Here is a 22,641-nt window from a genome sequence, read left to right on the forward strand (position 1 = left end):
GCCCTCCGGCCTCACAGCGGAGCAAACTCTCCGCCGTTGACGTCCAGGGTCGCGCCGTTGATGAAACCGGCGCTGTCGGAAACGAGGAAGCGAATTGCGGCGGCGACGTCGTCGGGCTTGCCGAGGCGCCCGACCGGAATGCGGGCAAGGGCCGCCCTATTGGTTTCGCTATCGGGCGGTCCGGCCATGTCAGTGGCAATGCGACCGGGTGCCACGAGATTGACGGTGATATCCCGACCGGCATTATTGGCTACGAGCACCCTGGTCAAGCCCGAGAGCGCCGATTTCGAGGTGACGTAAGCGGCCCCAGCGATCCTGGGAATGGTGCGACCGGCAACCGAGCCCACCAGGACGATGCGACCGAACCCTTGTTCGATCATGTGTGGCAGGACCGCCTGGCAGCATAGCATCGCCCCGGTGACATTGACGGCGTGCACCAACTGCCATTCGTCAGGCGAGACGTCGACAAAAGGCGTCGCACCGCCAGGTCCCTTTGGTGATATGCCCGCGCTGTAGACGAGGATGTCCGGCATTGACCAAAGGCTCGCCAGCTCATGGAAGAACCTCAGTATCTGAGAGCGATCCGTCACATCGACGGTTCGGCCCAGAATGTTCCCAGCACGATCGTGCACCGACAGCTTCTCTTTTGCCGATTCAACATGCTCAGAACTTTGACCAAACAAGGCGACTTTGATGCTCTGCTCCAGCAGGCTCGAGACCGTCGCCAGGCCAATGCCCGAGCTGCCGCCAGCCACGACGGCAACGCGTTGAGGAAGGTCCGTCATGCCGCCTTGTCCATCTCTGCAAACAGGGACAAAGGCGGATGCGCGTCCGGGTCCGTCATCACCTCGATGAGAAGTGGTCCACCACCCTCTATCCCGCGTTTCAAGGCCGGGGCGAGCTCTGCCGGATCAGCGACGCGAATGGAAGGGCAGCCACAGGCTTTCGCTATGCCGGCATGATCCACGGCCGAGAAATGACACGCCGAGGTGTAGCTGCCGAACTTCACGGTTTCGGCGTCGCGCTGAAAACCCAGTATTCCGTTGTTGAGAACGATGATCGTAACCGGCAGATTCATCCGCACCATCGTCTCGAGTTCCGCCCAGCTGTGCGCGAAACCGCCGTCTCCGACTACTGCCACGACTGGACGATCGGGCCGAGCGGCCTTGGCGCCGAGTGCCAGCGGCAATCCCCAGCCCAGTCCGGCCAATCCCCGCGGTGTGATGAACCGCGCGCCGACGCGCGGTGCGCGCAGCTGCCCAAGGATCCACATCGAGGAATAGCTGGCATCCGCGACAATCGTGATGTCCCTTTCAAGAAATCGCTGTAGCCCCGCCATGATACGTTGGGGCCGGATCGGCGACTGGGGCGATGTCCGTTGAGGTTCACATGCAAGCTCGAACTGCTCCCAGAAGGTAGCGATCTTTGCCTCAACCACCGCACGCGAAACTTTTCGCTGTGTCAGGTCGCTCTTCGACAGCGCCTGCCGCAAGGCGGCCAGGGTCTCGGCTGCGTCGCCGACCAGGCGGGTTGCCTCATAGTTGCGGCCCACTTCGGTCGGGTCGATATCGATATGGACGATGCTGGCTGCCTTCGGAATCTGGCGCCAACTGTCGGTGCCGTTCTGATTGGTACGTGTGCCGACAAGCACGACGAGGTCGGCGTCCTCCATGAGTTGGAGGCTGTAGAAACCTAGCGAGCCCGGGCCAACGAGTGATCCAAGGACTCCGGCCGACAGCGGATGGCGTTCGCTGACAGCGCCTTTTCCCATGTTGGTGGTGAAGACAGGAAGGCTTGCTTCTTCTTGTAGGCGTGCCAGTTCCTCGGCTGCTCCGCTGCAATGGACACCGCCTCCGGCAACGATCACCGGCGAGAGCGCGCGGGCGATCTGTTCAGCGACGCGCCGCAGATCATTGTCCGATGGTCTCGAGTGATCGAGCGGCCAGCGTCCCAGGCAGCTGGCGCGTGATCGGCCTTGCTCAACCGCCGGCGATCGCAGCAAATCGGCAGGCAGAAGCAGGGCGGCCGGCCCGGATCGGCCGGACGTGGCGGCGGTAAATGCCGCATCGATATAGTCGTCGACCCGTTCCGCGACGGTCAGGCGTCTGACCCATTTCGTACAGGCCTGAAACAGGGCAATCTGGTCGAAGTCCTGGAAAGCATTACGATCGGTTTGGTCGCGTTCGACATCCTGGACAAGCGCTACAACAGGAATGCTTGCCTTGAGACACTCGGCCAATGGCGCCACCAGCAGGGCCGCCGCAGGGCCGTTTTGTGCCGCAACCACACCGACCTTGCCGGAGAGCCGCGCATAGCCGTCGGACATGGCGCCACCCATGTTCTCCTGCCGATAGGCGATTTGACGAATGCCCCGCGCTTCGGCAGCCAGAATGATGGCCGAGGGCAAGCTCTGGGCAAAGATCATTTCCACACCGTGCCGCTTCAGCGCGTCCGCGATCCGATCAGCGACGGTGCCTTTGGTGAGAGCCGATTGCATTATCGCTTGTCTCCATCGCTTGGTTCACCTTGAGCAAGGAAATCATCGAAGACGGCGACAATCCGGTCCATCTCCGCGGTCGTCATGGGTGTCGAAAGGCAGGCAGCTGCGCCGAACGGCAACAGGATTCCGTGGGCGAGGAAATGCCGGCTCAATGCGCGCATGGTTGAAGCTTCCTGCGCCGACATCTGCGCTGCCCTGTAGTTTGCCGGCAGATCCTTCTTTGGGTGGACGCGGAACAACGACGCGGCTCCAGAGACCGAAAACGGCACGCCCCTTTTTGAAATTACCTGCGCCAAACCGCTTCGCACCCGATCACCCAGTTCCTCCAAACGATCGAAGGCACCCGGCGTCAAAGCTTCCATCGCGATCCGGCCAGCGATCATTGAGACAGGATTTGCAGAAAATGTGCCGCCCTGTGAGACGAGCGGCGCTTTGTCGTCGGCGCCAAAGACTGCCATGATGTCGGCTCGGCCGCCGACGGCGCCGATGGGAAAGCCGCCACCGATGATCTTGCCGGCGACCACCAGGTCGGGTTCCAGTCCGTAACGCGCCGAAGCGCCGGCAAAGCCCTGGCGCAAGTTGAGAACCTCGTCAGCAATGATGAGAATGCCGTGTTTGCGCGCCGTTGCGGAAAGTGCGGCAATGAAGTCAGCGGACGGGTGGAGTAGCCCGGCCCGGCTTGGCATTGGATCCACGAGGATCGCGGCTATGTCAGCCGCTACCGGAGCAATGGCCGCGTCGAGGCCCGAGGCGTCATTGAAATCAACGACAATCACGCTGTCGGCGATAGCCTTGGGCGCACCCGTGTAGCCGAGCTTCGGCAGGCGCCTGCCCGATACCCCACTCTCGCCGACACCGTTCTGGCCCGCCTCGGCCCAATCGTAGGCTCCGTGGTAGGCGCCTTCAAAGCGCACGATCGAAGAGCGTCCGGTGAAGGCCCGCGCGGCCTTGAGGGCATACATCACCGCTTCGGTCCCGCTGTTTACAAAGCGTACGTGCTCGACAGCAGGAATGCGCGACACCAGCAATTCGGCGAGCGCAATTTCATGCTCCATGGGATTGGCAAAACACGTGCCCTGCCGCAGCACGTCTCCGATGGCTTCGACCACGGGGCCGAAGCCATGTCCGTGGATCAGGGTGGTGAAATTGTTGTTTAGATCGAGGAGCCGATTGCCGTCGACGTCAACAACATAGGCGCCCTCGCCTCTCTCAAGGTAAATTGGCAGGGGATCCTTTTCGATAGTCGCCCGGCTAACGCCCGCGGGGAACACCCGCTGGCCGCGGCGATAGAGATTGGACGACCGGGCGCGATCAGGCGCCGGCCTTCCCGAATTGGCGTTCTGCGAGAGCATGGCTGGGACTTTCCGTGGGAATTCAGGTCCGCCTTCGTGCGAACTTCGCAAGTTTGTTGCAACAAAATTGCGACACGTCAAGTCCGTGCAACAAAAATCCCGTCAGACCCGAGCGGAGCGTCTGGCCGCGAGCCGTAACAGCCGATAACCGTCGCGAATGTCGCTCTCGAAGGCCGCCCGCAACGCGGCGCCATCTCGCTCGGCAAGCGCTTCCATCGCCATCTGATGGTTTCGCACACCGTTTCTCTCCTGGGCGAACTCGGGATAGAGGTTGTAGAGTGACGGCCCCACGCGCAGCCAAAGGCTTTCGATCATCGTGGTCAGATGTGGAAGACCGGCCATCTCATAGACATGGAAGTGAAATTCCTTGTTGTGCCATAGCGCCTCGCCATAATTGCCGGCATCGAGAGCCGCACTGATCCTGCCTTGAATTTGACTAAGCAGTTCAACGTGTTGCTCTGATCCGAAAGGGGCAGCCTTCTCGGAAGCAAGCCCCTCCAAGGCAATCCTTATCGTCGTGAGCTCTTTCAGGTCCAATTCACCCAGGACGGGCACGATGACGGTCTTGGGTCCCGCGTAGACCAGCGCGCCTTCGCTGGTCAGCCGGTTGATGGCATCGCGCGCCGGCGTCGAACTCACACCCAACTCCTCGGCGACGGCGCGAACCGTCATTTTGTATCCGGGCCGGTATTTGCCGCGGATCAGGCGCTCTTTCATTTCCCGGTAAGCGGCATCTCCCAGGCTGGCGCCCTGCCCACCAGCCCCAGCCGCGATCTTCAGATCCAGCACCATTCCCATCCGATCTCTGTTGACAGTCCCCATTTTTGATGCAACAAAAATGTTATATGAAGTTTTTGCAAAGAGATTGTCGCATCAATTTCTTCTTTAGCAGCGTCCCCCTCGTCTGTCACGAGCGGCGAGACCACGGTTCCAGATGGCCGGAGGCGCTGGATTGCGGAGTGCCGTGCCCGGTGGCGGGGTCTGACGCAACGCCGGACCCTACGCCACCAACAGAGGAGGCAGCATTGATTGGCCAGGCATTGACCCTTTCCAGACTCCGCAAGAGCTATGGGGATATCGTCGCGGTGAACCAAACCGATCTGGAAATTGAGGCCGGCGAATTCGTCTCCATCGTCGGCCCCTCCGGCTCAGGCAAGACGTCACTGTTGACGCTTATCGCCGGCTTTGAGCCTCCCTCCAGCGGGGCGATACGCATCGGCGACAAAGACATCACCTATCTGCCGCCCTACCTTCGCGACATCGGAATGGTTTTCCAGAAATATGCGCTCTTTCCGCACCTGACGGTCAGGCAGAACATCGCCTTTCCGCTCAAAATGCGTCGCAGGGCCGCGAAATCGACGATCGCTAAGCGCGTCGAGGACATGCTTGAGCTGGTCCAGCTGCCGCAGTACGGGGATCGCTATCCGAGCCAACTGTCGGGAGGCCAGCAGCAGCGCGTCGCGGTCGCCCGCGCGCTCGTTTTCGATCCTCCTGTCATCTTGATGGACGAACCGCTTGGGGCGCTCGACAAGAAACTGCGCGAAGCCATGCAGATCGAGATCAAGCGCATCCAGGAGCGGCTCGGCGCTACGGTCATCTATGTGACGCATGACCAGGAAGAGGCTCTGACGCTGTCCGATCGTGTCGCGGTCATGCATCATGGCTCATTACAGCAGATTGGAACACCAGCCGAACTCTACCGTCGTCCGAGCTGCGCTTTCGTTGCGGACTTCATCGGAGCCATGAACTTCGTGCCGGGCATTCTTGTCGGCCGCGAAGACGGCAAGCACGTCATTCAAGTCGCCGAAGGCATCGTGCTGAAAGCGACTGGCGGTGGGAGACTGGCGATCCCATCCAAGGGTAGCGCTGTATGCCTCGCCATCAGGCCCGAGCACATCAGGTTGGCGCCAAGGGAAAACAATGCGGCCGGAATGTTGGCCGGTACCGTTGAGGCTTCCATCTTTGTTGGGCCAACGCAGATTCTCCTTATCCGCCCGGAAGCACTGCCTGATGTTGTGCTGCGTGTTCAGATGCCGGCCGATCAAATAGCCGGCCTCGAGCGAGGGGCACTCGTTGCGGTAGCGTTCGACGAAGCGATGCTGCAGGCGTTTCCGGCAAGGGAAAGTCTCGCCGCATGAGGCAGCCGCAACCTTCCACGCGTTCGTGCTGGCCGCGGGCCCGCTCAATGCGAAGCTACGCCCCCGCGGTGTCCTGGATCCTGGTCGCTCCTGCCATCGCGATCCTCGCGATCGGATTTCTCTACCCGCTGCTCAGACTGATCATGCTCAGTCTCTCGGCAGGTCCGTCGGCCACCTATGGTCGCCTGTTGCGAGAGCCGCTTTATGCGACGGTACTTGCAAGCAGTATCGTGACCGCGGTTTCGGTTACATTTGCCTGCATTGTTCTTGGCTACCCGGTCGCGCTCGCAATGGCGCGGCTCAGGAAGCGCGCCGCGGCACTCACCACCGCATGTGTTCTCATCCCCTTGTGGACGTCCGTTTTGATCCGCTCCTATGCATGGATCGTGCTTCTCCAGCGCAATGGCCTCATAAACTCTCTCCTCATCGCGGAAGGCCTGACGCAAGGACCAATCAAGCTGCTTTACACGCAAGGCGCCGTGATCCTTGCAATGACGCACGTCCTGCTGCCTTTTGCCATTCTTCCAATCTTCTCGATACTTCGGGCAGTACCCAACGATTATGTGCGGGCAGCCCACAGTCTTGGGGCGGGAAAGGTCAAGGCCTTCTTCCTTGTGACGCTGCCGCTGAGCCTGCCCGGCGTGTTTGCCGGCGCCATCCTGTGCTTTGTGCTTGCGCTTGGTTTCTACATCACGCCCGCTTTGGTGGGCGGTCCTGAATCGATGATGATGGCCTCGCTGATCGGCCAGCAGACCACCGTCCTGCTCGACTGGCCCTTCGCGGCGGCGCTATCGACCGTTCTGCTGGCCATCACGCTTCTGATCGTCGTTGCGTTTCGAAAGTCGCTTTCCTTCAGCAAGGGATTGTCCAGTGTTTATTGACCAGTCGTCCGGCGTCCCTGCGTTGCCCGTGAGCGCAGGACGACACGAACAGGCAGCTCCTTTGCGGCTCCGCAGGCTGGCGGCGCTGCTGGGCGGCGGGCTGATGGTCGGGACGGTTCTGTTTTTCCTTGTCTTGCCGACGCTGCTCATCGTGCCGATGTCGCTCAGCCAGACCGACTATCTGCAGTTTCCACCGCGTGGATTGACCATGGATTGGTACCGGACGTTCTTTGGCGATCCCGACTGGATGGCTGCGACATGGTTCAGTTTCAAGATAGCCATCGCGACCACGCTCAGCGCCACCGTCGTCGGAACAATGACGTCGCTGGCACTCGTGCGTGGGAAGCTGCCCTTCAAGAACACGCTCCTGGCGATGTCTCTTGGCCCAATGATCGTCCCGCACATCGTGTTGGGTGTCGCCCTTTACCTGGTTTTTTCGCCGCTCCAGCTCACGGGGAGCTTTACGGGCTTCCTGGTCGCTCACACCGTTCTTGCGGTGCCCTATGTGGTGATTACCGTCAGCGCATCGCTGCAGCGATTTGATCCGACGTTGGAGCTCGCCGCATTGAGCTGTGGGGCAAACCGCGTGCAGGCCTTCTTTCGGATTGTGCTCCCCAACATCGCGCCTGGCATCTTTGCAGCTTCCGTCTTTGCTTTCCTTGCGTCCTTCGACGAGGCGACCGTGGCCTTCTTCATCTCGGACATCAACGGCAAATCGATCGGCCGAAAGATGTTCGAGGACATCGACTTCAACCTCACGCCGGTGATTGCGGCTGCCTCGACGACCTTCGTTGGGCTTTCACTGCTGCTCATGGCGCTGGCGCACATATTTGGCCAGCCGAATGACAGGCGGTAGCGCCCGATCCAATCGAAAAACATCAAGTCAAAAAGGGAGAACCGCACCATGTCATTCATCTGGATTCGCTTGTCTGCCATCGGGCTTCGGCTGCCGATATGTGCCTTCGCATGCTTCATACCGCTTGCCGCGTCCCTGAACTGGGCATCGGCCACTGAGCAGGTGGTCATCGCCTCAACAGGAGGTGCCTATGACCGGGCGCTGAAGGCGGCATGGTTTGATCCCTTCACCAAGGAAACCGGCATCCAGGTCGTGACCGTCGTTGCCACCAACGCCGAGATGCGCGCCAAGGCGAGCGCGATGGTGAAGGCTGGAAATGTCACGTGGGACCTTTATCTCGATGGGGAAATCCAGGCGGCTTCCGAGACGCATCGTCAGGCGACCGAGGATTTAAGTGGATTCTGCCAACAATTTGCCAACCGAAAGGACCTCAGTCCAAACGCTTGCGCGCCCGGCGGCGTGCTGCTGCAGTCGACTGCCACGCTCCTCGTCTACCGGACCGGCAAGGCGGGCGAGCCAGTTCCCGAAACCTGGGCGGACATGTGGGACACGAAGAAGTTTCCGGGCGGGCGCGCCTTTCCGAGCTTCGATGATCCCTGGCGCGTCATGGCGGCCGCCCTGTTGGCAGACGGCGTCGCCAAGGACAAATTGTTTCCGCTCGATGTCGACCGCGCGCTGGCCAAGCTTGATCAGATTCGACCGGCGATCACGCTGTGGTGGAAGACCGGCGATCAAAGCGTTCAAGGCTTCCGCAACAACGAGTATTCGCTGGGCCAGATCTGGCTGACGAGGGCGAAGGCAATGCAGACCGAGGGGCTGCCGATTGCATGGTCCAGCAAGGCGTCGTTCCTGGTCGGCGATCGCATTTCGCTCATCAAAGGCGCGCCCCATCGCGAGAATGCACTCAAGCTGATCGCGTTTTGGCTCAAATCGCCAAAGGCACAGGCGCAGGCCTGCGAGGTGCTGTCCTGTACTCCGCCAAGCAGCGACGCCATTGCTTTGATGTCGGATCAGGCACGAAAGACGATGCCCGGCGCGGACGATATCCGCAATTCGATTGTCGTGCCCGATGCTGAATGGATCAACGCTAACGCGGCCATGCTGCTGGAACGTTGGAACAACTGGATCCGATAGCGGGGAGTCCAAGTCGGGACGGTAGTCCGCCGATAGCTCTCGCTGAGAAGAGGCTTAATGATCCGGCGCCGCGAGCGGCGCCGGGTAAGGCAATCGCCTCTGCTGTTCAGCTTGGCGCGAGCGACGGGAGGAGCCTGCCAAGGCGCGTTGGCGACAACTTTACGCGGTCAGCCCAGTTCAGGGACCGTGAAAGGCCCTGCGCAGCGGCACGCTGAGATACGAGCGACCATTGTGGTTCAAGGTCACTTTCCACGAGGAGCTGTACTGTCTGCACGGTTTCGAGACCGGCTTCAGGCTCCGGCGCAATCTCGCCCGTAGCGGCATTGAAGCCACGCAGGTACTGACCGTAGCTCTCAATGCTTTTCAAAGCGTCTGGCAGCACACCAAGCGTCACGCATATGCGCACCGGCTTCTCGATATCTACTGCTGTGAAGTCAGAATCGGTGAGCTGCAGGGAACGGCGCGCGCCGATGCAGTAATCGATCGCATCGAGTAGAGTGGATTTCCCGCTGTCGCCTGGGCCGATCAGGCAGTTGATCCCTTCGCGCGGCAGCCATTTTAAGGCTTTCACGCTGCGAAAATTCTCGATCTCAATGGCTCTGATAAGCGTCATGTTCCCCCGGGTCGATCTTTTGGCCGACAGACTCACCGCCAGCGGCGTCAGTAGACTATACAGGGCCATGGAATCGCTAGCGTATAGTGCACCAGTTTTTCACGGCCATGTTCCGTCCGGTTTGTTAACGCTTGAATTTGCCAAGTTAAGCTAAGCGAAATGGATATTTTTCAAACCTTGCATAATATTATGCCATTTTACTAAGTATGGCTGAGCGAAACAGTGGGAAATTAAACCAGCTAGAGCGAACCCTGCCCGAAGGCTTATTGGCCGATGCGGCATGGATGGAGCGGCATGGCTATTCCACGAGCCTGCGCAGTCAATACGTTTCGTCGGGTTGGCTGGTTCAGCCGGTGCGCGGCACCTACAAACGTCCTCTCGGAGAACTCGATTGGCAGAAAACCGTCGTTTCTCTCCAGAAGCTCATGGGACACGCCCTTACGGTCGGAGGGCGCACCGCGCTCGACCTGCAGGGTTTCAGCCACTATTTGTCGCTGTCCGGCCCGTTAACGATCCACCTTTATGGAACGGAGCCGCCTCCGGGCTGGCTCGCCAAGCTTCCGTTGGAAGAGTCCTTCCGATTTCACAGGTCGCAGGTGCTGTTTACGACTCTTGCGGCCGAGAAGGATGCGTTGCAGGCCGGCACGCTGCGGGAATTGCCGGGGCCGTCGGATTGGCCGCTTGTGGCTTCGACGCCTGAGCGTGCGCTCCTCGAAATGCTTGACGAGCTGCCCGGACACGAGAGCTTTCACCTAGTCGATATGATGGTCCAAAGCCTGAATACCCTAAGCCCGCGGCGTCTACAGACGCTGCTTGCGGATTGCCGGAGCGTAAAGGTCAAGCGGCTGTTCTTCTTCTTCGCCGATCGCCATGCGCCGCCCTGGCTGAAGCAGATAAAGCGCGAGGAGATCAGCCTTGGCAGCGGAAAGCGTATGCTCGTCAAAGGTGGGAAGCTGGACCCGAAATACCTCATAACCGTGCCGGAGGACCTTGGTGCCCCTGAATGATCGCTACAGGCGCCAGGTTGCCCTTCTGATCGCCGCCGTGCCTTTCGTCGCGGCGGAGAGGGAGTTTGCGCTCAAGGGCGGGACGGCGATCAATCTCTTTGTTCGTGATATGCCGCGCTTGTCGGTCGATATCGACCTGACCTATTTGCCGGTCGCTCCCCGTGCAGAGTCGTTGGCCGCCATTGATGCAGGCATGAAGCGCATTGCGGCGGCGCTCAGGGCAGGTCTGCGCGGCGTGCGCGTCAACGAGGTGGTGAATGCGCGGGAGCAGATTGTCACCAAGCTGATGGTCCAAGGAAGCGATGCACAGATCAAGATCGAGGTGACGCCGGTCCTGCGTGGCTGCGTATTCGAGCCAGAATTGCGGGCCGTGTCAGCAGCGGTTGAAGATGCCTTCGGGTTTGCGGAAATGCAGGTCGTCTCCTTCTCCGATCTGTACGCCGGCAAGATCATGGCGGCACTGGACAGGCAGCACCCGCGCGACCTGTTCGACATAAGGGACCTGCTCGCCAATGAAGGCATCAGCAAGGATTTGCGCCGCGTCGCGTGCATGTTCCCTGCCGAGGGGGAGGCAGTCAGGACTCGTCACTGGACAGACTGCTGAGCCTGGTCAGTGCGAACTATGGCACGCTCTTGATGTTCGAGGGCGCGACCCGCCACGAAGGCGTCGTCTACCGGGAAGTCTGGGACTACGACGGTCCTACCCAAGTCAAATTCATTGCGTATTGGCGAGACGCGAACAGCAACCCCGCCTTGGGGTCGTTCCTGGCGATGCTACGCGAACACTATCCCGATTTCTCGGCAGAACCGCCTGCGACCTGAGCGCTCCGATCGCGGCGCGCCCTGGCGAAGGCGCGGTCGGTCGCCATGAATCGCTCGATCATCGGCACGATGAGCTTCGAAGGATCGGGAGCCGTTTGGCCGGTGGTTCGGCCGAGCACCTGAGCATAGTCGGCAAGGTCTCGATGTAGCGCCGCTGGCAGTTCTACCGTCACCTTGACTGGCTTGTCGTCCGCAATCGGACCGAGTTTCAGCTTTGCCATTTCAGTCTCCATACGGCTCAAGCGCGAGATCGCGCGTGACGAGGACGCGCACGGGGAAACCCGGCCGTATCGTCAGTGTCGGCGCTATTTCGAGCTGGCGTTGGACGATCTGCTGGCCGACCTGGCTGACGCTGTCGGAAACGCCGCGTCGCAAGGCCCGCACGATGTCGCTCTCCTGGCCTGATGTGCCAGCCTCTGCCCCAACGCTGAGTATGGTCGAGAGCGCGGCCGCCTTGAACAACTCGCCCCAGTGGTAGTCGACACCATCCTCGACGCCGGCATAGCCCTGCCCGTCCGCGCCAGGTTGCCTCTCCAGAACAATGGATCGGCCGTCCGGGAAGATGAGCCTGCTCCAAACAAGCAACACGCGTCTTTGCCCGAACCCGACTCCGTTGTCGTATTGACCGATCACTCGGGTGCCCTGCGGGATCAGAAGCGCCCGTCCTGTCGGACTGTCGTAGACGTTCTCCGTCACCTGCGCCGCGATCTGACCAGGCAGATCGGAGCGGATACCGGTGACGAGAGCGGCTGGTATGACGGCTCCGGCCTGAAGCACATAGGGCGATGCCGGAGACACTACTCGGTCGGGCGCCACAGTGCGTCGATCGGCGGCAGCATTGAGGAAGGCGAGCTGGCGGTCCTGCGGTGTTTGGCCGGCGGGACCCAGACCGGAGAAATCGGGTGGCACAGCAACGTTACCTGGAGGTTCGGCGGCAGCCCCGGTCACAGCCGCTGTCTGGAAGAAAACGCGCGACGTGCGTGCCGCCTCCTCTTCAGCTCGCCGGCGTTGTTCGGCCTCGTCGACTGTTGGCGTTGCCATTGTCGGCGGCACCACGGGCTGCCCCTTGTTCTGGGCATCAAGCAGCGGCCGGCCGAGATCGCCGGGAAGCGGCGGCCCAAGGACAGGACCGGTATAGTCGCGTGGCAGGCCAGCCAGGCCGTCGGCGGGCTGTCGATTGGAGGTCGAATAGAGCTCCTTACCGTCAGTGCCGATATCGCGGCTTTGCAGCGCATATATCAGTGCGCCTCCGATGCCGAGCGACGCGACGCAGCCTATGCCTGCGAGCACTTTGCGTGACAGCCGGGTCACACGCGACGGCTCGGCGCGCAGCCGCATCGGCTGAGCGGCGGTTTCGTTCTCGTTCATGAACCCTGCCCTCCCCGCTGCCTCGGTACGTCCGTGACTTTCGGTGCTGCACCGAAAGCTGACATCCACGGCAGTCGACGGGTTGCCGCCCCATCACTACGCACGATCCTGACGGTCTGTTGCCGCTTGCCGCTGCCAAGACGCAGTTCTGCAGCGCCGAAGAGCCGGTCGACGATCAGAATGTTCTGGTAGACACGGCTGTTGGCGACCTGGGTTTCGCCGTCCGGACCAATGACAAAGATCGGCGGCAACTCGCCCTGCACGATCCCGCGCGGAAACTCGACGTAGACGCGCCTGCCGTCGTCATAGACGCCGACGGGCCTCCACGGCGGCGTATCGCCGGTGAGGCCATAGCGGTAGTTGCGCGCAGCCACGTCCGGGATCATTGGCGTTGCGGGAATAGTCTGCCGCTGGCGGGCTGGCTGGGCTGGATATGCCCATGCCACGGCCGGCATGTAAGGCCTCTCATCCGCCCGCAACTCGATCATGTAGCTGCGCCGGTCGGTCGTGATGACGAGATTGGTGGTGATGTCCGCGCGCGAGGGTTTCACCAGCACGTGGACACGCCGGGTAACACCCGATCCGCTCTCGGTGTCGCCGATGATCCAGCGCGCGGTGTCGCCCGCCGCGATCGGGCCTGTGCCAGTCAGGCTCTCGCCGGGCTCGAGCGCGATGTCTGTTATCCGCCCGGGTGCGGCATAGACCTGGTAAAGCGCCCCTTCGCTCCAGGGATATATCTGGATGGCGTTGTAATAGCCCTCGCGCCGCGGCTGGACACGAGCGGCCGCGTTGGCGTTCTCAACACGCGCCGTCGGCGTGTTGCCGGCGGCACCGCCACGCGTCGGGGACCAGCTCGGCGGGACATGTAACGGCTTCGGCTTCTCATCCGTCGCGACAGCTGGGACCGTTGGCAACGGCGGCACGAAGGCATCGTAGGCGATCTGCGGCGGCTTCTGGAGTGTGGCACAGCCTGTGAGCATGGACCCCGAAACCAACACCGCGGCGCATGCGTATCGATGAAAAGCAGAAGTGGGCAAAGCACGGAATGCCAGCTTCATTGGCTCATCTCCCGCGACCAATTGATGGCGTTGATGTAGATGCCGAGCGGATTTGCCCGAAGGCGTTCGGCATCGGCTGGTGGCTGGATCACGATTGTCAGGATCGCCGTCCAGTGCTCGGCGGTGGAGAGCTGGCCGTTTTCGTAGTGACGCTCGGTCCAGGCGACGCGGAAGGATTCGGGAGAGGCGCGGATGACCGAAGAGACTTCGACCGCAACCTGCTGCTTGCCGATCTTGGAGAAGGGTTCGTTGGCGCGGGCATAGTCGTTGAGCGCCGCCGCGCCTTGGTCGGTCGTCCATTCATAGGCGCGTAGCCAGTTCTGGCGCACGATGATCGGATCGGCCGGGATTGATCGGACCTCTTCGACGAAACGGGCGAGATGCCATGCTATTTGCGGATCGGTTGGCTCGTAGTCGGCGGTCGCCGGTGCGACTGTCTGCACCTGTCCGAGCTTATCGACCTCAACCACCCAGGGTACGACCGAGCCTCGGGCGGACTGCCAGAGAAGGGAGCCGGCGAGGCCAGCTGACAGGATCAGCGATCCGAAGGCCATATAACGCCAGTTCCTAGCCTGCACACGCGCAGAGCCTATGCGCTCGTCCCAAACCTGCGCTGCCTTTTGGTAAGGCGTCTCCGGTTGAGGTGTCTTGCCGTAGTGAACGGCAGGTCGTCGGAAGATGTTCATGGATCACTTGCCTTCAGAGAGGGAAATGGAGGTTCCGCTGCCGTGGGCCTCGCCGGAGCGCACGGCGTGGGCAGTGGTCTGGACGCCGTGGGAGAGGCGCTGGGATCGCTGCATGCGTTTGGCCCAGTCAGGCGGGCCTTGTGCTGCGCCGCTCGCTTGGCCAGCGCGGCCAGGCGATGGATCGTTGGCAGGCTCGGCCGCACCTCCGACCGTCCCCAGGGTCGAAGATCCTCCGGTGCTCTCGAAGCCGAAATTGACGCCGGAAACGAAGCTCGACTTTATCGATTGTCCGGCGCGCGCGACGGCGCGCTTGAGCGGCGAGGCTGCGGCGGATGCACCGGTGCCTGCTAAGCCGCTCAGCCCGGAGGCAACCCCGGCAGCGCCAGTCTGGCCAGCGGAGCCGAGGGAATAGGCAGTTGACGCCCCGCCCGCCAGGAACGCGCCGCTTCGCGCCGCGGAAGCCGCTCCGGAGAAAGCGGCGCCCCCGCCCCGCATTGCAAGGCCGGCAGCGCCGCCGGCGACGAGCGCCGTGCCGCCAGCGGCGAGGCCCGTGCCAACGGCAGCACCCGCACCAAGCTGCGGTCCGCCGGAGACGAGACCATTGGCAATGCCAGGGCCGAAGATGCCCAGACCAAGCAGCGACAGTGCCGCCAGCACGATCGCCATGGCTTGATCGATGGTAGGATTCTCGCCACCGAAACCTTGGGTGAACTCGCTGAAGAGCGTCGAGCCGATGCCGATGACTACGGCAAGAACAAGCACCTTGATACCGGACGAAATGACGTTGCCGAGCACGCGTTCAGCCATGAAGGCCGTCTTGCCGAAGAGGCCGAACGGAATCAGGACGAAGCCTGCCAGCGTCGACAGCTTGAATTCGATCAGCGTGACGAAGAGCTGCACAGCCAGGATGAAGAAGGCAAGCAGGACGAGCGCCCAGGCGAACAGCAGGCAGGCGATCTGGATGAAATTTTCGAAGAAGGACACATAGCCCATCAGCCCCGAGATGGCCTCGAGTAACGGTCGGCCGGCGTCGAGCCCGGTCTGCGCCACCTTGCCGGGCCGGAGCAGGTCCTGCTCTGAGAAGCCGGTGCCGCTTGCCTTGAGGCCGAGGCCGGAGAAGCTTTCGAAGACGATCCGGGCAAGACTGTTCCAGTTGGAAATCAGGTAGGCGAATACGCCGACGAACAGCGTCTTTTTGACCAGGCGCGCAAGGATGTCGTCATCGGCGCCCCAACTCCAGAAGAGGGCCGCAAGCGTCACATCAATGACGATCAGGGTGGTGGCAACGAACGCCACTTCACCGCCGAGCAGGCCGAAGCCGCTGTCTATGTAACGCGTAAACGTGCCGAGGAATTGGTCGATAATGCCGGTGCTGCCCATGCCTATCGCGCCCCCGGCGAGTTCGCATCCGGCGACGGCGGGGTGACCGGCTGTGAAGTCGAGCTCACAAATGGCGCTTTGGAACCGAGGAACCGGTCGCGCTGCTCGGTCCACAGGCGCAAACAGCCGCCGTCGCGCAACGCACCCTCACCGAGCACCTGGCAACGGCGAAGACCCTCGCGGAGCGGGCTCTGCGACGTCGCTGGCGCCTCGAGCACTGCTGCGCCCGGCTTGTCCTCCTTCCGGGTCATCTCGACAATTGTCGCGGTGACTGCGACGGCGATGAAGATCACGGCGATGATGCGAGCAAGCGTCTTGCCATCCACTGTCGTGATCCTCAGCGGTTGAACATTGAGGCATTGCCTGCCTGGTAACCGGAGCCGGGGGCGAGGAAGCGGCGGCGCTGCTCGCGGCCCTGTTCAGCAGCAGCCGCACGTTCGGCTTCTGTCAGCGCCTGGGCACGACCGTTGGCGGCGACGACGGCGGTGAGCTCGGTGAGCTGCTGGGCCTGGAGTGCCAGAAGCTGGTTGCCGGCTTGCGTTGCCTGCAGCGCGCCGGTCGCGGATTGGCTGGCGCCGACCAGCGCTGACATTTGGGAGCGATTGGTCTCGATATTGCCGACGACGCCGGCTTGGACGCGCATGGCGTCCTGAAGGCCGCCAACCGTGTTTTGCCAGCGCGAGCGGGCATCCGCGACAAGCTGCTGGTCGGAAGCGGAGAGCGAGATGGCGCCGTATCGCTGCTGAAAGATCTTGTCGACCTGCTGGACGTCAAAGGCGATGTTCTGCGCTTCACCGAGGAGCTGCTGCGTTCGCTGTACCGATTGCTGCAATTGCTGGAGGGAAGAAAACGGCAAGCTCGCGAGGTTGCGAGCCTGGTTGATCAGCATCTGCGCTTCGTTCTGGAGCGAGGTGATCTGGTTGGTGATCTGCTGAAGCGACCGTGCCGCGGTCAATACATTCTGCGCGTAGTTCGACGGATCAAAGACGATGAACGCATGCGCCGGTGCAACCACTATAGGCGACACCAAGAGCGGCGGAGCGAGCATTGCCGTGGCCAGGGCGAAGGCGTGCGAGCGGATGCGAAAGGCATTCATGATTGAGTCTCCTTTTCTGCCTGGGGGATGAGGGTGGGGACGTCGGGGATGAGGTCGGCCGCCCAGCCGGCGTTTCGCGCACGCAGCCAGGCGGCGAGGAAACCGTCGCGGCCATGCTCGGCAGCGATGCTGGCAATGAGAGCCTGATCGGTCTTGGAGGATGCTGCGCAGAGCGCGAGACCGATCTCCGACAGGCCGAGTTCAAAGAGACGATTGCCGCGCCGCGACTGGCAGTAATAATCGCGCTTTGGGGTCGCCCGCGCCAGGATTTCCACCTGGCGGTCATTGAGGCCGAAGCGACGATAGATCGCCGTGATCTGCGGCTCGATCGCACGCTCGTTCGGCAAGAGCAGCCGGGTCGGGCAGCTTTCGATGATCGCTGGCGCGATCTTCGAGTTGTCGATGTCGGAGAGCGACTGCGTGGCGAATATGACACTGGCGTTTTTCTTGCGCAGCGTCTTCAGCCATTCGCGGAGCTGGGCCTCAAAGCCCTCGTCGTCGAGGGCAAGCCAGCCCTCGTCGATGATCAGCAATGTCGGCCGCCCGTCGAGCCGGTCACCGATGCGATGGAACAGGTAGGACAGAACGGCTGGTGCTGCTCCGGTGCCAACGAGGCCCTCGATCTCGAATGCCTGCACGGATGCCGCGCCAATGTGCTCGGCTTCTGCGTCAAGCAATCGGCCGTATGGACCACCGATGCAATAAGATCCCAGAGCCTGCTTCAGATCGTTCGATTGCAGCAGCACGCTCAGTCCCGTAACGGTGCGCTCCTCGACCGGTGCCGAGGCGAGCGATGTCAGCGCGGTCCAGATGTGCTCCTTGACATCCGGAGTGATCGGGATGCCTTCGCGCGCAAGGATTGCCACGATCCAGTCGGCCGCCCAGGCGCGCTCGTAGGTGTCGTGGACGCGTGCGAGAGGCTGCAGCGAGACGCAAGCCTCGCTGCCTTCGGTGAGCCCGCCCCCGAGATCGTGCCAGTCACCGCCCATGGCGAGTGCTGCGGCGCGGATCGAGCCGCCGAAGTCGAAGGCGAAAACCTGCGCGCGAGTGTAGCGGCGAAACTGCAGGGCCATCAGCGCGAGCAGCACGGACTTGCCCGCGCCGGTAGGGCCGACAACGAGAGTGTGGCCGACGTCGCCCACATGCAAAGACAACCGGAACGGGGTCGAGCCTTCGGTCTTGCCGTAGAGCAAGGGAGGGCTACCCAAATGCTCGTCCCGTTCCGGCCCCGCCCACACGGCAGAGAGGGGGATCATGTGGGCGAGATTGAGCGTCGAGATGGGCGGCTGGCGGACATTGGCGTAGGCATGGCCTGGCAACGACCCCAGCCAGGCGTCGACGGCATTGACGGTTTCGACTATTGCGGTGAAGTCGCGCCCCTGGACGACTTTCTCGACCAGGCGCAGTTTCTCGTCCGCAAGACGCGGGTCGGCATCCCAAACCGCGACCGTCGCGGTGACATAGGCCATGCCCGACACGTCAGCGCCGAGTTCCTGCAGGGCCAGGTCTGCGTCGGCGGCCTTGTTGGCGGCGTCCGTGTCCACAAGCACGGACGCCTCGTTCGTCATAACCTCCTTCAGGATCGCGGCGATGCTCTTGCGTTTGGCAAACCATTGCCGCCGGATTTTGGTCAGCAGCTTCGCAGCGTCGGTCTTGTCGAGCAGGATTGCGCGCGTCGCCCACCGATAGGGAAAGGCGAGCCGGTTGAGGTCGTCGAGCAGACCTGGCGTGGTCGCGGTCGGGAACCCGACGATGGTGAGCACGCGTAGATGCTGATCGCCAAGGCACGGCTCGAGCCCACCGGTCAGCGGCTGGTCTGCCAGCAGCGCATCGAGATAGATCGGCGTCTCCGGAACGCGCACCCTATGGCGCTTCGTGGAAACAGTCGAATGCAGGTAGGTCAGCGTCCCGCTGTCATCGAGCCACTGGCATTCCGGCATGAAGCCGTCGAGCAGGGAGAGCACGCGCTGCGTGCGGTCGACAAAGGCGCGCAGGGCTTCCTGGGGATCTACGTCCGAATCCTCGCGGCCCTCGTAAAGCCACCTGTGCGCGCGAGCGACATCCTCGGCCGGCGGCAGATAGACGAACGTGAGGAAGTAAGTCGACACGAAGTGGATTCCCTCCTCCTCGAAGTCGGCTTTGCGCTCGGCATCCACCAAGCCTGAAGCTGGGTCGGGAAACTGGCTCTCAGGATAGGACGCCGCCTCGTGCCGCTGCGCCTCGACGAAGATGCTCCATCCCGAGCCGAGGCGCCGGAAGGCGTTGTTGATACGTGAAGCTACCGCGACCAGTTCTGCCGCGACGGCTGACTCGAGGTCTGGTCCGCGAAACTTCGCGGTGCGCTGAAAACTCGCATCCTTGTTGAGCACCACGCCGGGCGCGACGATCGCAACCCAGGGCAGATAGTCGGCGAGGTGGCTGGCAGTGCGGCGGAACTCGGCAAGGTTCATCATGGCCGCATCCTTCAAACCGACAGATGACCGGGGATGCGCAGATGCCGGCGGCCGACTTCCACGAACAGGGGATCGCGTTTGGCTGCCCACACCGCCGTGAAATGGCCGAGCGCCCACAGGAGAAGACCGACCAGCCACAGGCGCAGCCCGAGGCCGACCGCGCCGGCGAGCGTGCCGTTCATGATCGCGATGGAGCGAGGTGCGCCTGCGAGCAGGATATGCTCGGTCAATGCTCTGTGGACGGGAACTGTGAACCCCGGCACCGCATCGAGCTGCTCGAGAGACATCAGATGAGCGCTCCGCCGCCGAATGAGAAGAACGACAGGAAAAAGCTCGACGCCGCGAAGGCGATCGACAGGCCGAAGACGATCTGGATCAGCCGCCGGAAGCCTCCAGAGGTATCACCGAAGGCAAGTGTCAGACCGGTCACGATGATGATGATGACGGCAATGATCTTGGAGACCGGGCCTTCGATCGACTGAAGGATCTTCTCCAGCGGCTGCTCCCAAGGCATCGACGAGCCGGCCGCGAAGGCCGCAGGAGCAACCGTGAGACCGAGAATTAGCGTCGAGGCTGCGATATGGCGGTGGGCTCGCGAGAAAGCGCTGATCATGAATTATCTCCATTGTTGTTGGGTAGCTTGGGAGGTGCGATAATCGCCGTCGGGACCAAGCCCTTCGACGCGGGTGAGTTCGGTGAGCCGGCGCGCTGAACCGCGTCCGGAAAGAACAGCGACGAGATCGATGGTTTCCGCAATCAGCGCACGCGGAACGGTGATAACGGCTTCCTGGATGAGTTGCTCGAGACGGCGCATGGCGCCAATCCCGGAGCCAGCATGGATGGTGCCGATGCCGCCTGGGTGTCCGGTGCCCCATGCCTTGAGAAGGTCGAGTGCTTCGGGGCCGCGCACCTCGCCGATGGGGATACGGTCGGGTCGCAGGCGCAATGAGGATCGGACCAGGTCTGCAAGCGTTGCGACGCCGTCCTTGGTTCGCATGGCGACAAGGTTAGGGGTGGCGCATTGCAATTCGCGTGTGTCCTCGATGATGACGACACGGTCGGCGCTCCTCGCCACCTCGGCGAGCAGGGCATTGGTCAGCGTTGTCTTGCCGGTGGATGTGCCGCCGGCGACGAGGATGTTCGCGCGGGCGGTGATGGCGGCACGCAGCGTCGCCGCCTGATTGAAGGTCATTATGCCTGCCGTGACGTAGTCGTCGAGCGTGAAGACGGCGACGGCGGGTTTGCGGATCGCAAAGGCGGGTGCTGCAACGACGGGGGGTAGAAGCCCCTCGAAGCGTTCACCGGTCTCGGGCAGCTCTGCCGAGATCCGGGGAGAGCGCGAATGCACCTCCGCGCCTACATGATGGGCGACCAGACGGATGATGCGCTCGCCATCGGTGGCCAACAGCACCTCCCCCGTCTTGGCCAGGCCTTCGGAGAGCCGATCAACCCAGATTTGGCCATCCGGGTTCAGCATCACTTCGACGATAGCGGGATCGTCCAGGAAGCGGGTGATAGCGGGACCGAGCGCTGTGCGCAGCATGCGAGAACTGCGCGCGCGTCCTTCTTTGTTGTTATGCGAAGCTGCCATCTGGTCCCCGTTTCGGTCGGAAACAAAATCAGGCGTTTCCTGGTCGGGGATGATTAAAAGGACCGGATTTGGGACCGCTTCAACCAGTATCTCGGGGCGTAGTAGCGTGGCGTATAAATACAGGAGAAAGGCGGTCCCGGTGTCGCCTCGCTTCGGCTGATGACGGCACCGCTGCGCTTACGGCGCTTCCTTTCCATCGGATTGGGGAATTAGTGGTGCGTATTGAGGTTCGTTAACGGTCCCATACGCGATTGCGTATATCCATGATTTATACGGATTCGCGTATATTCGTCATTTATACGCGATCGCGTATAGCCTTCGCGCTGATGTACGCCGAAGGCCAGCGGCTTCGCATGAAGCTCGACAAGATCACGCGGCTGTAGGGCAAAAGCCGCCGGCCCGTTTTGAAGACCTGGCTTTCCAAACAGCAAAGATGATGGTGCCGTTGGATTAGCTCCCGATGCCTTACATCTGCCCGTCAAGCCAGTCGCGCAAATCGCGCTCCTGCTCGCTCTCGGCAAGCGGCGGCGAGGGGCGCCTCAAGAGGTGCCAGATCGCCGCCAGCACACCGGCGGCCCAAATGCCCGCGAAAACATGCCCGACGAGATTCATCCGGCTGCCTCCTATAGCAGGACGCATATTAGTCATACCAAATTTAGGAAGCCATCACATAACGGCCAGGTCTCATACGCGAAAGACATTCCTGAAGCGGGAGCAATGTGATGCACTACATGGCGGGCCGGCCCGTCCGCGTACGGCTGGCGGGGGCCAGCCGCAGTTTACGTTGGGGTTAGCGGCGTTGCCTCGCAACGCCGAAGGGCTGGGTAAAATGTCACTAGCGTTCACCGATGGCGGGTGCCAAGGCTGCGGCGGCACCGGCACGATGTTCGAATGCCCGAGGTGGCGAAGCTCTAACGGCCATTGCTGCCCGGCGGGGACGCATCAGCACAGATGCCCTGGGGTGAGCGTCCGCTGTATGGAGTGCGACGGGACGGGCGAGGCCACGCTGCGGCGCGCCGAGGGACACGCGGCGCTCAGCTAGCTCAGCCGCCGCGGTAACTGTCTTGCAGCCTTCAGACGCACCTGGATAGTGGTGAGTGCGTCTTTGTCGGTCATCACGTGCTCGGGCGAAGAATGGGTTCGGGTCGTTCTCTAGAAGCCCCTCCGCATGAAAGGCGAGCGCCTGCTCGGCGAGCCGACGCACTTCGGCAATTGTCCGGGCCGGCGGTGACGACACCGGGGAAGCCGGGAAAAGATACCCCTAAGTCGCTGTCGTTATCTTTGTGGATCACCCCAACGTGGTCGCGCTGGAAAGGGTGAAGCTCAATACCGCCAGGGTGTTCATGGTACTCACACCGCGGTCACAGCTTTGCCGATCCGTGGCGGAAGCAGTTCGCCGGCGTCACTCCCGAGCAGCTCGCCGCCATGGAAGCCGAGTTCGCCGAGTTGAGCAGCGGGTTCCGAAACGCCGCCGGGAGCAGTGGCACCTGGAACCTCGAGCTTGTGGCGGCCAGGGGGTACCTGGACCGGCTGATGGGGAACGTGCGTGTCGTGCGGTATCTGGAGAATCATTTTCCGCAGCGGTTTGCGGAGTTTCAAAGCATCTTTGACCCTCCTCGAGCGGCTCGTATTCGCCGCACGAGCGCGATAAAACGAAAAACGCCGGGCTGAGCCCGGCGCTCTAAATCCCATTTGCCGTTCTGTGG

At 62.1% G+C, this 22,641-nt stretch carries 23 protein-coding genes and 1 pseudogene; 7 read left to right on the plus strand and 17 right to left on the minus strand.

The window, feature by feature from the left end:
- Nucleotides 1-11: 11 nt before the first annotated feature.
- The 4 genes from EH240_RS22290 to EH240_RS22305 all read right to left on the minus strand — a co-directional run bounded on the left by EH240_RS22290 (nt 12) and on the right by EH240_RS22305 (nt 4,644).
- Nucleotides 12-785, minus strand: a complete 774-nt coding sequence (locus EH240_RS22290; protein WP_125002609.1) for an SDR family oxidoreductase — start codon at nt 783-785, stop codon at nt 12-14.
- Complete coding sequence (locus EH240_RS22295; protein WP_125002611.1) at nt 782-2,497, minus strand: acetolactate synthase catalytic subunit; 1,716 nt, start codon at nt 2,495-2,497, stop codon at nt 782-784. Before EH240_RS22295 ends, EH240_RS22290 begins: the two co-directional genes overlap by 4 nt.
- The gene (locus tag EH240_RS22300) at nt 2,497-3,852 is read right to left on the minus strand and encodes an aspartate aminotransferase family protein (protein WP_125002613.1); all 1,356 of its coding nucleotides are present in this window, start codon (nt 3,850-3,852) and stop codon (nt 2,497-2,499) included. The genes EH240_RS22295 and EH240_RS22300 overlap by 1 nt, the downstream gene beginning before the upstream one ends.
- Nucleotides 3,853-3,954: 102 nt before the next feature.
- Nucleotides 3,955-4,644, minus strand: a complete 690-nt coding sequence (locus EH240_RS22305; RefSeq protein WP_125002615.1) for a GntR family transcriptional regulator — start codon at nt 4,642-4,644, stop codon at nt 3,955-3,957.
- Between the two features lie 233 nt (nt 4,645-4,877).
- Here EH240_RS22305 and EH240_RS22310 point away from each other — a divergent pair, with 233 nt between their 5' ends.
- The 4 genes from EH240_RS22310 (at nt 4,878) to EH240_RS22325 (ending at nt 8,861) form a co-directional block, all read left to right on the plus strand.
- On the plus strand, nt 4,878-5,990 hold the full coding sequence (locus tag EH240_RS22310) for an ABC transporter ATP-binding protein (protein ID WP_125002617.1): 1,113 nt from the start codon (nt 4,878-4,880) through the stop codon (nt 5,988-5,990).
- Nucleotides 5,991-6,037: 47 nt separating this feature from the next.
- Nucleotides 6,038-6,871: an ABC transporter permease gene (locus EH240_RS22315; protein WP_245436290.1), complete on the plus strand. Its 834-nt coding sequence runs from the start codon at nt 6,038-6,040 to the stop codon at nt 6,869-6,871.
- Nucleotides 6,872-6,974: 103 nt separating this feature from the next.
- On the plus strand, nt 6,975-7,727 hold the full coding sequence (locus EH240_RS22320; protein ID WP_125002662.1) for an ABC transporter permease: 753 nt from the start codon (nt 6,975-6,977) through the stop codon (nt 7,725-7,727).
- A gap of 48 nt (nt 7,728-7,775) precedes the next feature.
- The gene (locus EH240_RS22325) at nt 7,776-8,861 is read left to right on the plus strand and encodes an ABC transporter substrate-binding protein (protein WP_125002621.1); all 1,086 of its coding nucleotides are present in this window, start codon (nt 7,776-7,778) and stop codon (nt 8,859-8,861) included.
- Between the two features lie 106 nt (nt 8,862-8,967).
- On the opposite strand, the gene EH240_RS22330 is transcribed toward EH240_RS22325, so the two are convergent.
- Nucleotides 8,968-9,474 carry an AAA family ATPase gene (locus tag EH240_RS22330; protein ID WP_125002623.1) on the minus strand — a complete coding sequence of 169 codons (507 nt, stop codon included), beginning with the start codon at nt 9,472-9,474 and terminating at the stop codon, nt 8,968-8,970.
- 206 nt (nt 9,475-9,680) lie between these two features.
- Here EH240_RS22330 and EH240_RS22335 point away from each other — a divergent pair, with 206 nt between their 5' ends.
- Together EH240_RS22335 and EH240_RS22340 are read left to right on the plus strand one after the other, a co-directional pair.
- A complete protein-coding gene (locus EH240_RS22335) occupies nt 9,681-10,481 on the plus strand; it encodes a type IV toxin-antitoxin system AbiEi family antitoxin domain-containing protein (protein ID WP_125002625.1) in 801 nt (266 codons plus the stop codon).
- Nucleotides 10,468-11,037 (plus strand): annotated as a pseudogene (locus EH240_RS22340) (nucleotidyl transferase AbiEii/AbiGii toxin family protein); the annotation flags it as partial. The gene EH240_RS22335 and the pseudogene EH240_RS22340, both read left to right, overlap by 14 nt.
- Before the next feature lie 229 nt (nt 11,038-11,266).
- Here EH240_RS22340 and EH240_RS22345 read toward each other — a convergent pair.
- The 12 genes from EH240_RS22345 to EH240_RS38100 form a co-directional block, all read right to left on the minus strand.
- Nucleotides 11,267-11,524, minus strand: coding sequence for a DUF2274 domain-containing protein (locus EH240_RS22345; RefSeq protein ID WP_125002627.1), 258 nt, complete (start codon nt 11,522-11,524; stop codon nt 11,267-11,269).
- A 1-nt stretch (nt 11,525) separates the two neighbouring features.
- Entirely contained in the window at nt 11,526-12,671 is a 1,146-nt protein-coding gene (locus EH240_RS22350; protein ID WP_125002629.1) for a TraB/TrbI/VirB10 family type IV secretion system protein, read from the minus strand.
- A complete protein-coding gene (gene trbG / locus EH240_RS22355; protein ID WP_125002631.1) occupies nt 12,668-13,729 on the minus strand; it encodes a P-type conjugative transfer protein TrbG in 1,062 nt (353 codons plus the stop codon). The genes EH240_RS22350 and trbG overlap by 4 nt, the downstream gene beginning before the upstream one ends.
- Nucleotides 13,726-14,415, minus strand: coding sequence for a conjugal transfer protein TrbF (gene trbF / locus EH240_RS22360; RefSeq protein WP_125002633.1), 690 nt, complete (start codon nt 14,413-14,415; stop codon nt 13,726-13,728). Before trbF ends, trbG begins: the two co-directional genes overlap by 4 nt.
- Nucleotides 14,416-14,418: 3 nt before the next feature.
- Nucleotides 14,419-15,795: a P-type conjugative transfer protein TrbL gene (gene trbL, locus EH240_RS22365; protein ID WP_125002635.1), complete on the minus strand. Its 1,377-nt coding sequence runs from the start codon at nt 15,793-15,795 to the stop codon at nt 14,419-14,421.
- A 2-nt stretch (nt 15,796-15,797) separates the two neighbouring features.
- Nucleotides 15,798-16,121: a putative entry exclusion protein TrbK-alt gene (gene trbK-alt / locus EH240_RS22370; protein WP_125002637.1), complete on the minus strand. Its 324-nt coding sequence runs from the start codon at nt 16,119-16,121 to the stop codon at nt 15,798-15,800.
- Nucleotides 16,122-16,132: 11 nt separating this feature from the next.
- Complete coding sequence (trbJ, locus tag EH240_RS22375) at nt 16,133-16,891, minus strand: P-type conjugative transfer protein TrbJ (RefSeq protein WP_125002639.1); 759 nt, start codon at nt 16,889-16,891, stop codon at nt 16,133-16,135.
- The gene (gene trbE, locus EH240_RS22380; protein ID WP_125002640.1) at nt 16,888-19,344 is read right to left on the minus strand and encodes a conjugal transfer protein TrbE; all 2,457 of its coding nucleotides are present in this window, start codon (nt 19,342-19,344) and stop codon (nt 16,888-16,890) included. Before trbE ends, trbJ begins: the two co-directional genes overlap by 4 nt.
- A gap of 11 nt (nt 19,345-19,355) precedes the next feature.
- Nucleotides 19,356-19,631: a VirB3 family type IV secretion system protein gene (locus EH240_RS22385; RefSeq protein ID WP_125002642.1), complete on the minus strand. Its 276-nt coding sequence runs from the start codon at nt 19,629-19,631 to the stop codon at nt 19,356-19,358.
- On the minus strand, nt 19,631-19,957 hold the full coding sequence (locus tag EH240_RS22390) for a TrbC/VirB2 family type IV secretion system protein (RefSeq protein ID WP_125002644.1): 327 nt from the start codon (nt 19,955-19,957) through the stop codon (nt 19,631-19,633). Before EH240_RS22390 ends, EH240_RS22385 begins: the two co-directional genes overlap by 1 nt.
- A gap of 3 nt (nt 19,958-19,960) precedes the next feature.
- Nucleotides 19,961-20,935, minus strand: coding sequence for a P-type conjugative transfer ATPase TrbB (trbB, locus tag EH240_RS22395; RefSeq protein ID WP_125002646.1), 975 nt, complete (start codon nt 20,933-20,935; stop codon nt 19,961-19,963).
- A 465-nt stretch (nt 20,936-21,400) separates the two neighbouring features.
- Nucleotides 21,401-21,547, minus strand: a complete 147-nt coding sequence (locus EH240_RS38100) for a hypothetical protein (RefSeq protein WP_167484109.1) — start codon at nt 21,545-21,547, stop codon at nt 21,401-21,403.
- An 813-nt stretch (nt 21,548-22,360) separates the two neighbouring features.
- Here EH240_RS38100 and EH240_RS40135 point away from each other — a divergent pair.
- Nucleotides 22,361-22,606: a plasmid partitioning protein RepB C-terminal domain-containing protein gene (locus EH240_RS40135; protein WP_125002648.1), complete on the plus strand. Its 246-nt coding sequence runs from the start codon at nt 22,361-22,363 to the stop codon at nt 22,604-22,606.
- Nucleotides 22,607-22,641: the final 35 nt, after the last annotated feature.

Origin of the sequence: Mesorhizobium tamadayense (genome assembly GCF_003863365.1) — a bacterium.
In the GTDB taxonomy this organism is placed as follows: Bacteria; Pseudomonadota; Alphaproteobacteria; order Rhizobiales; family Rhizobiaceae; genus Mesorhizobium; species Mesorhizobium tamadayense.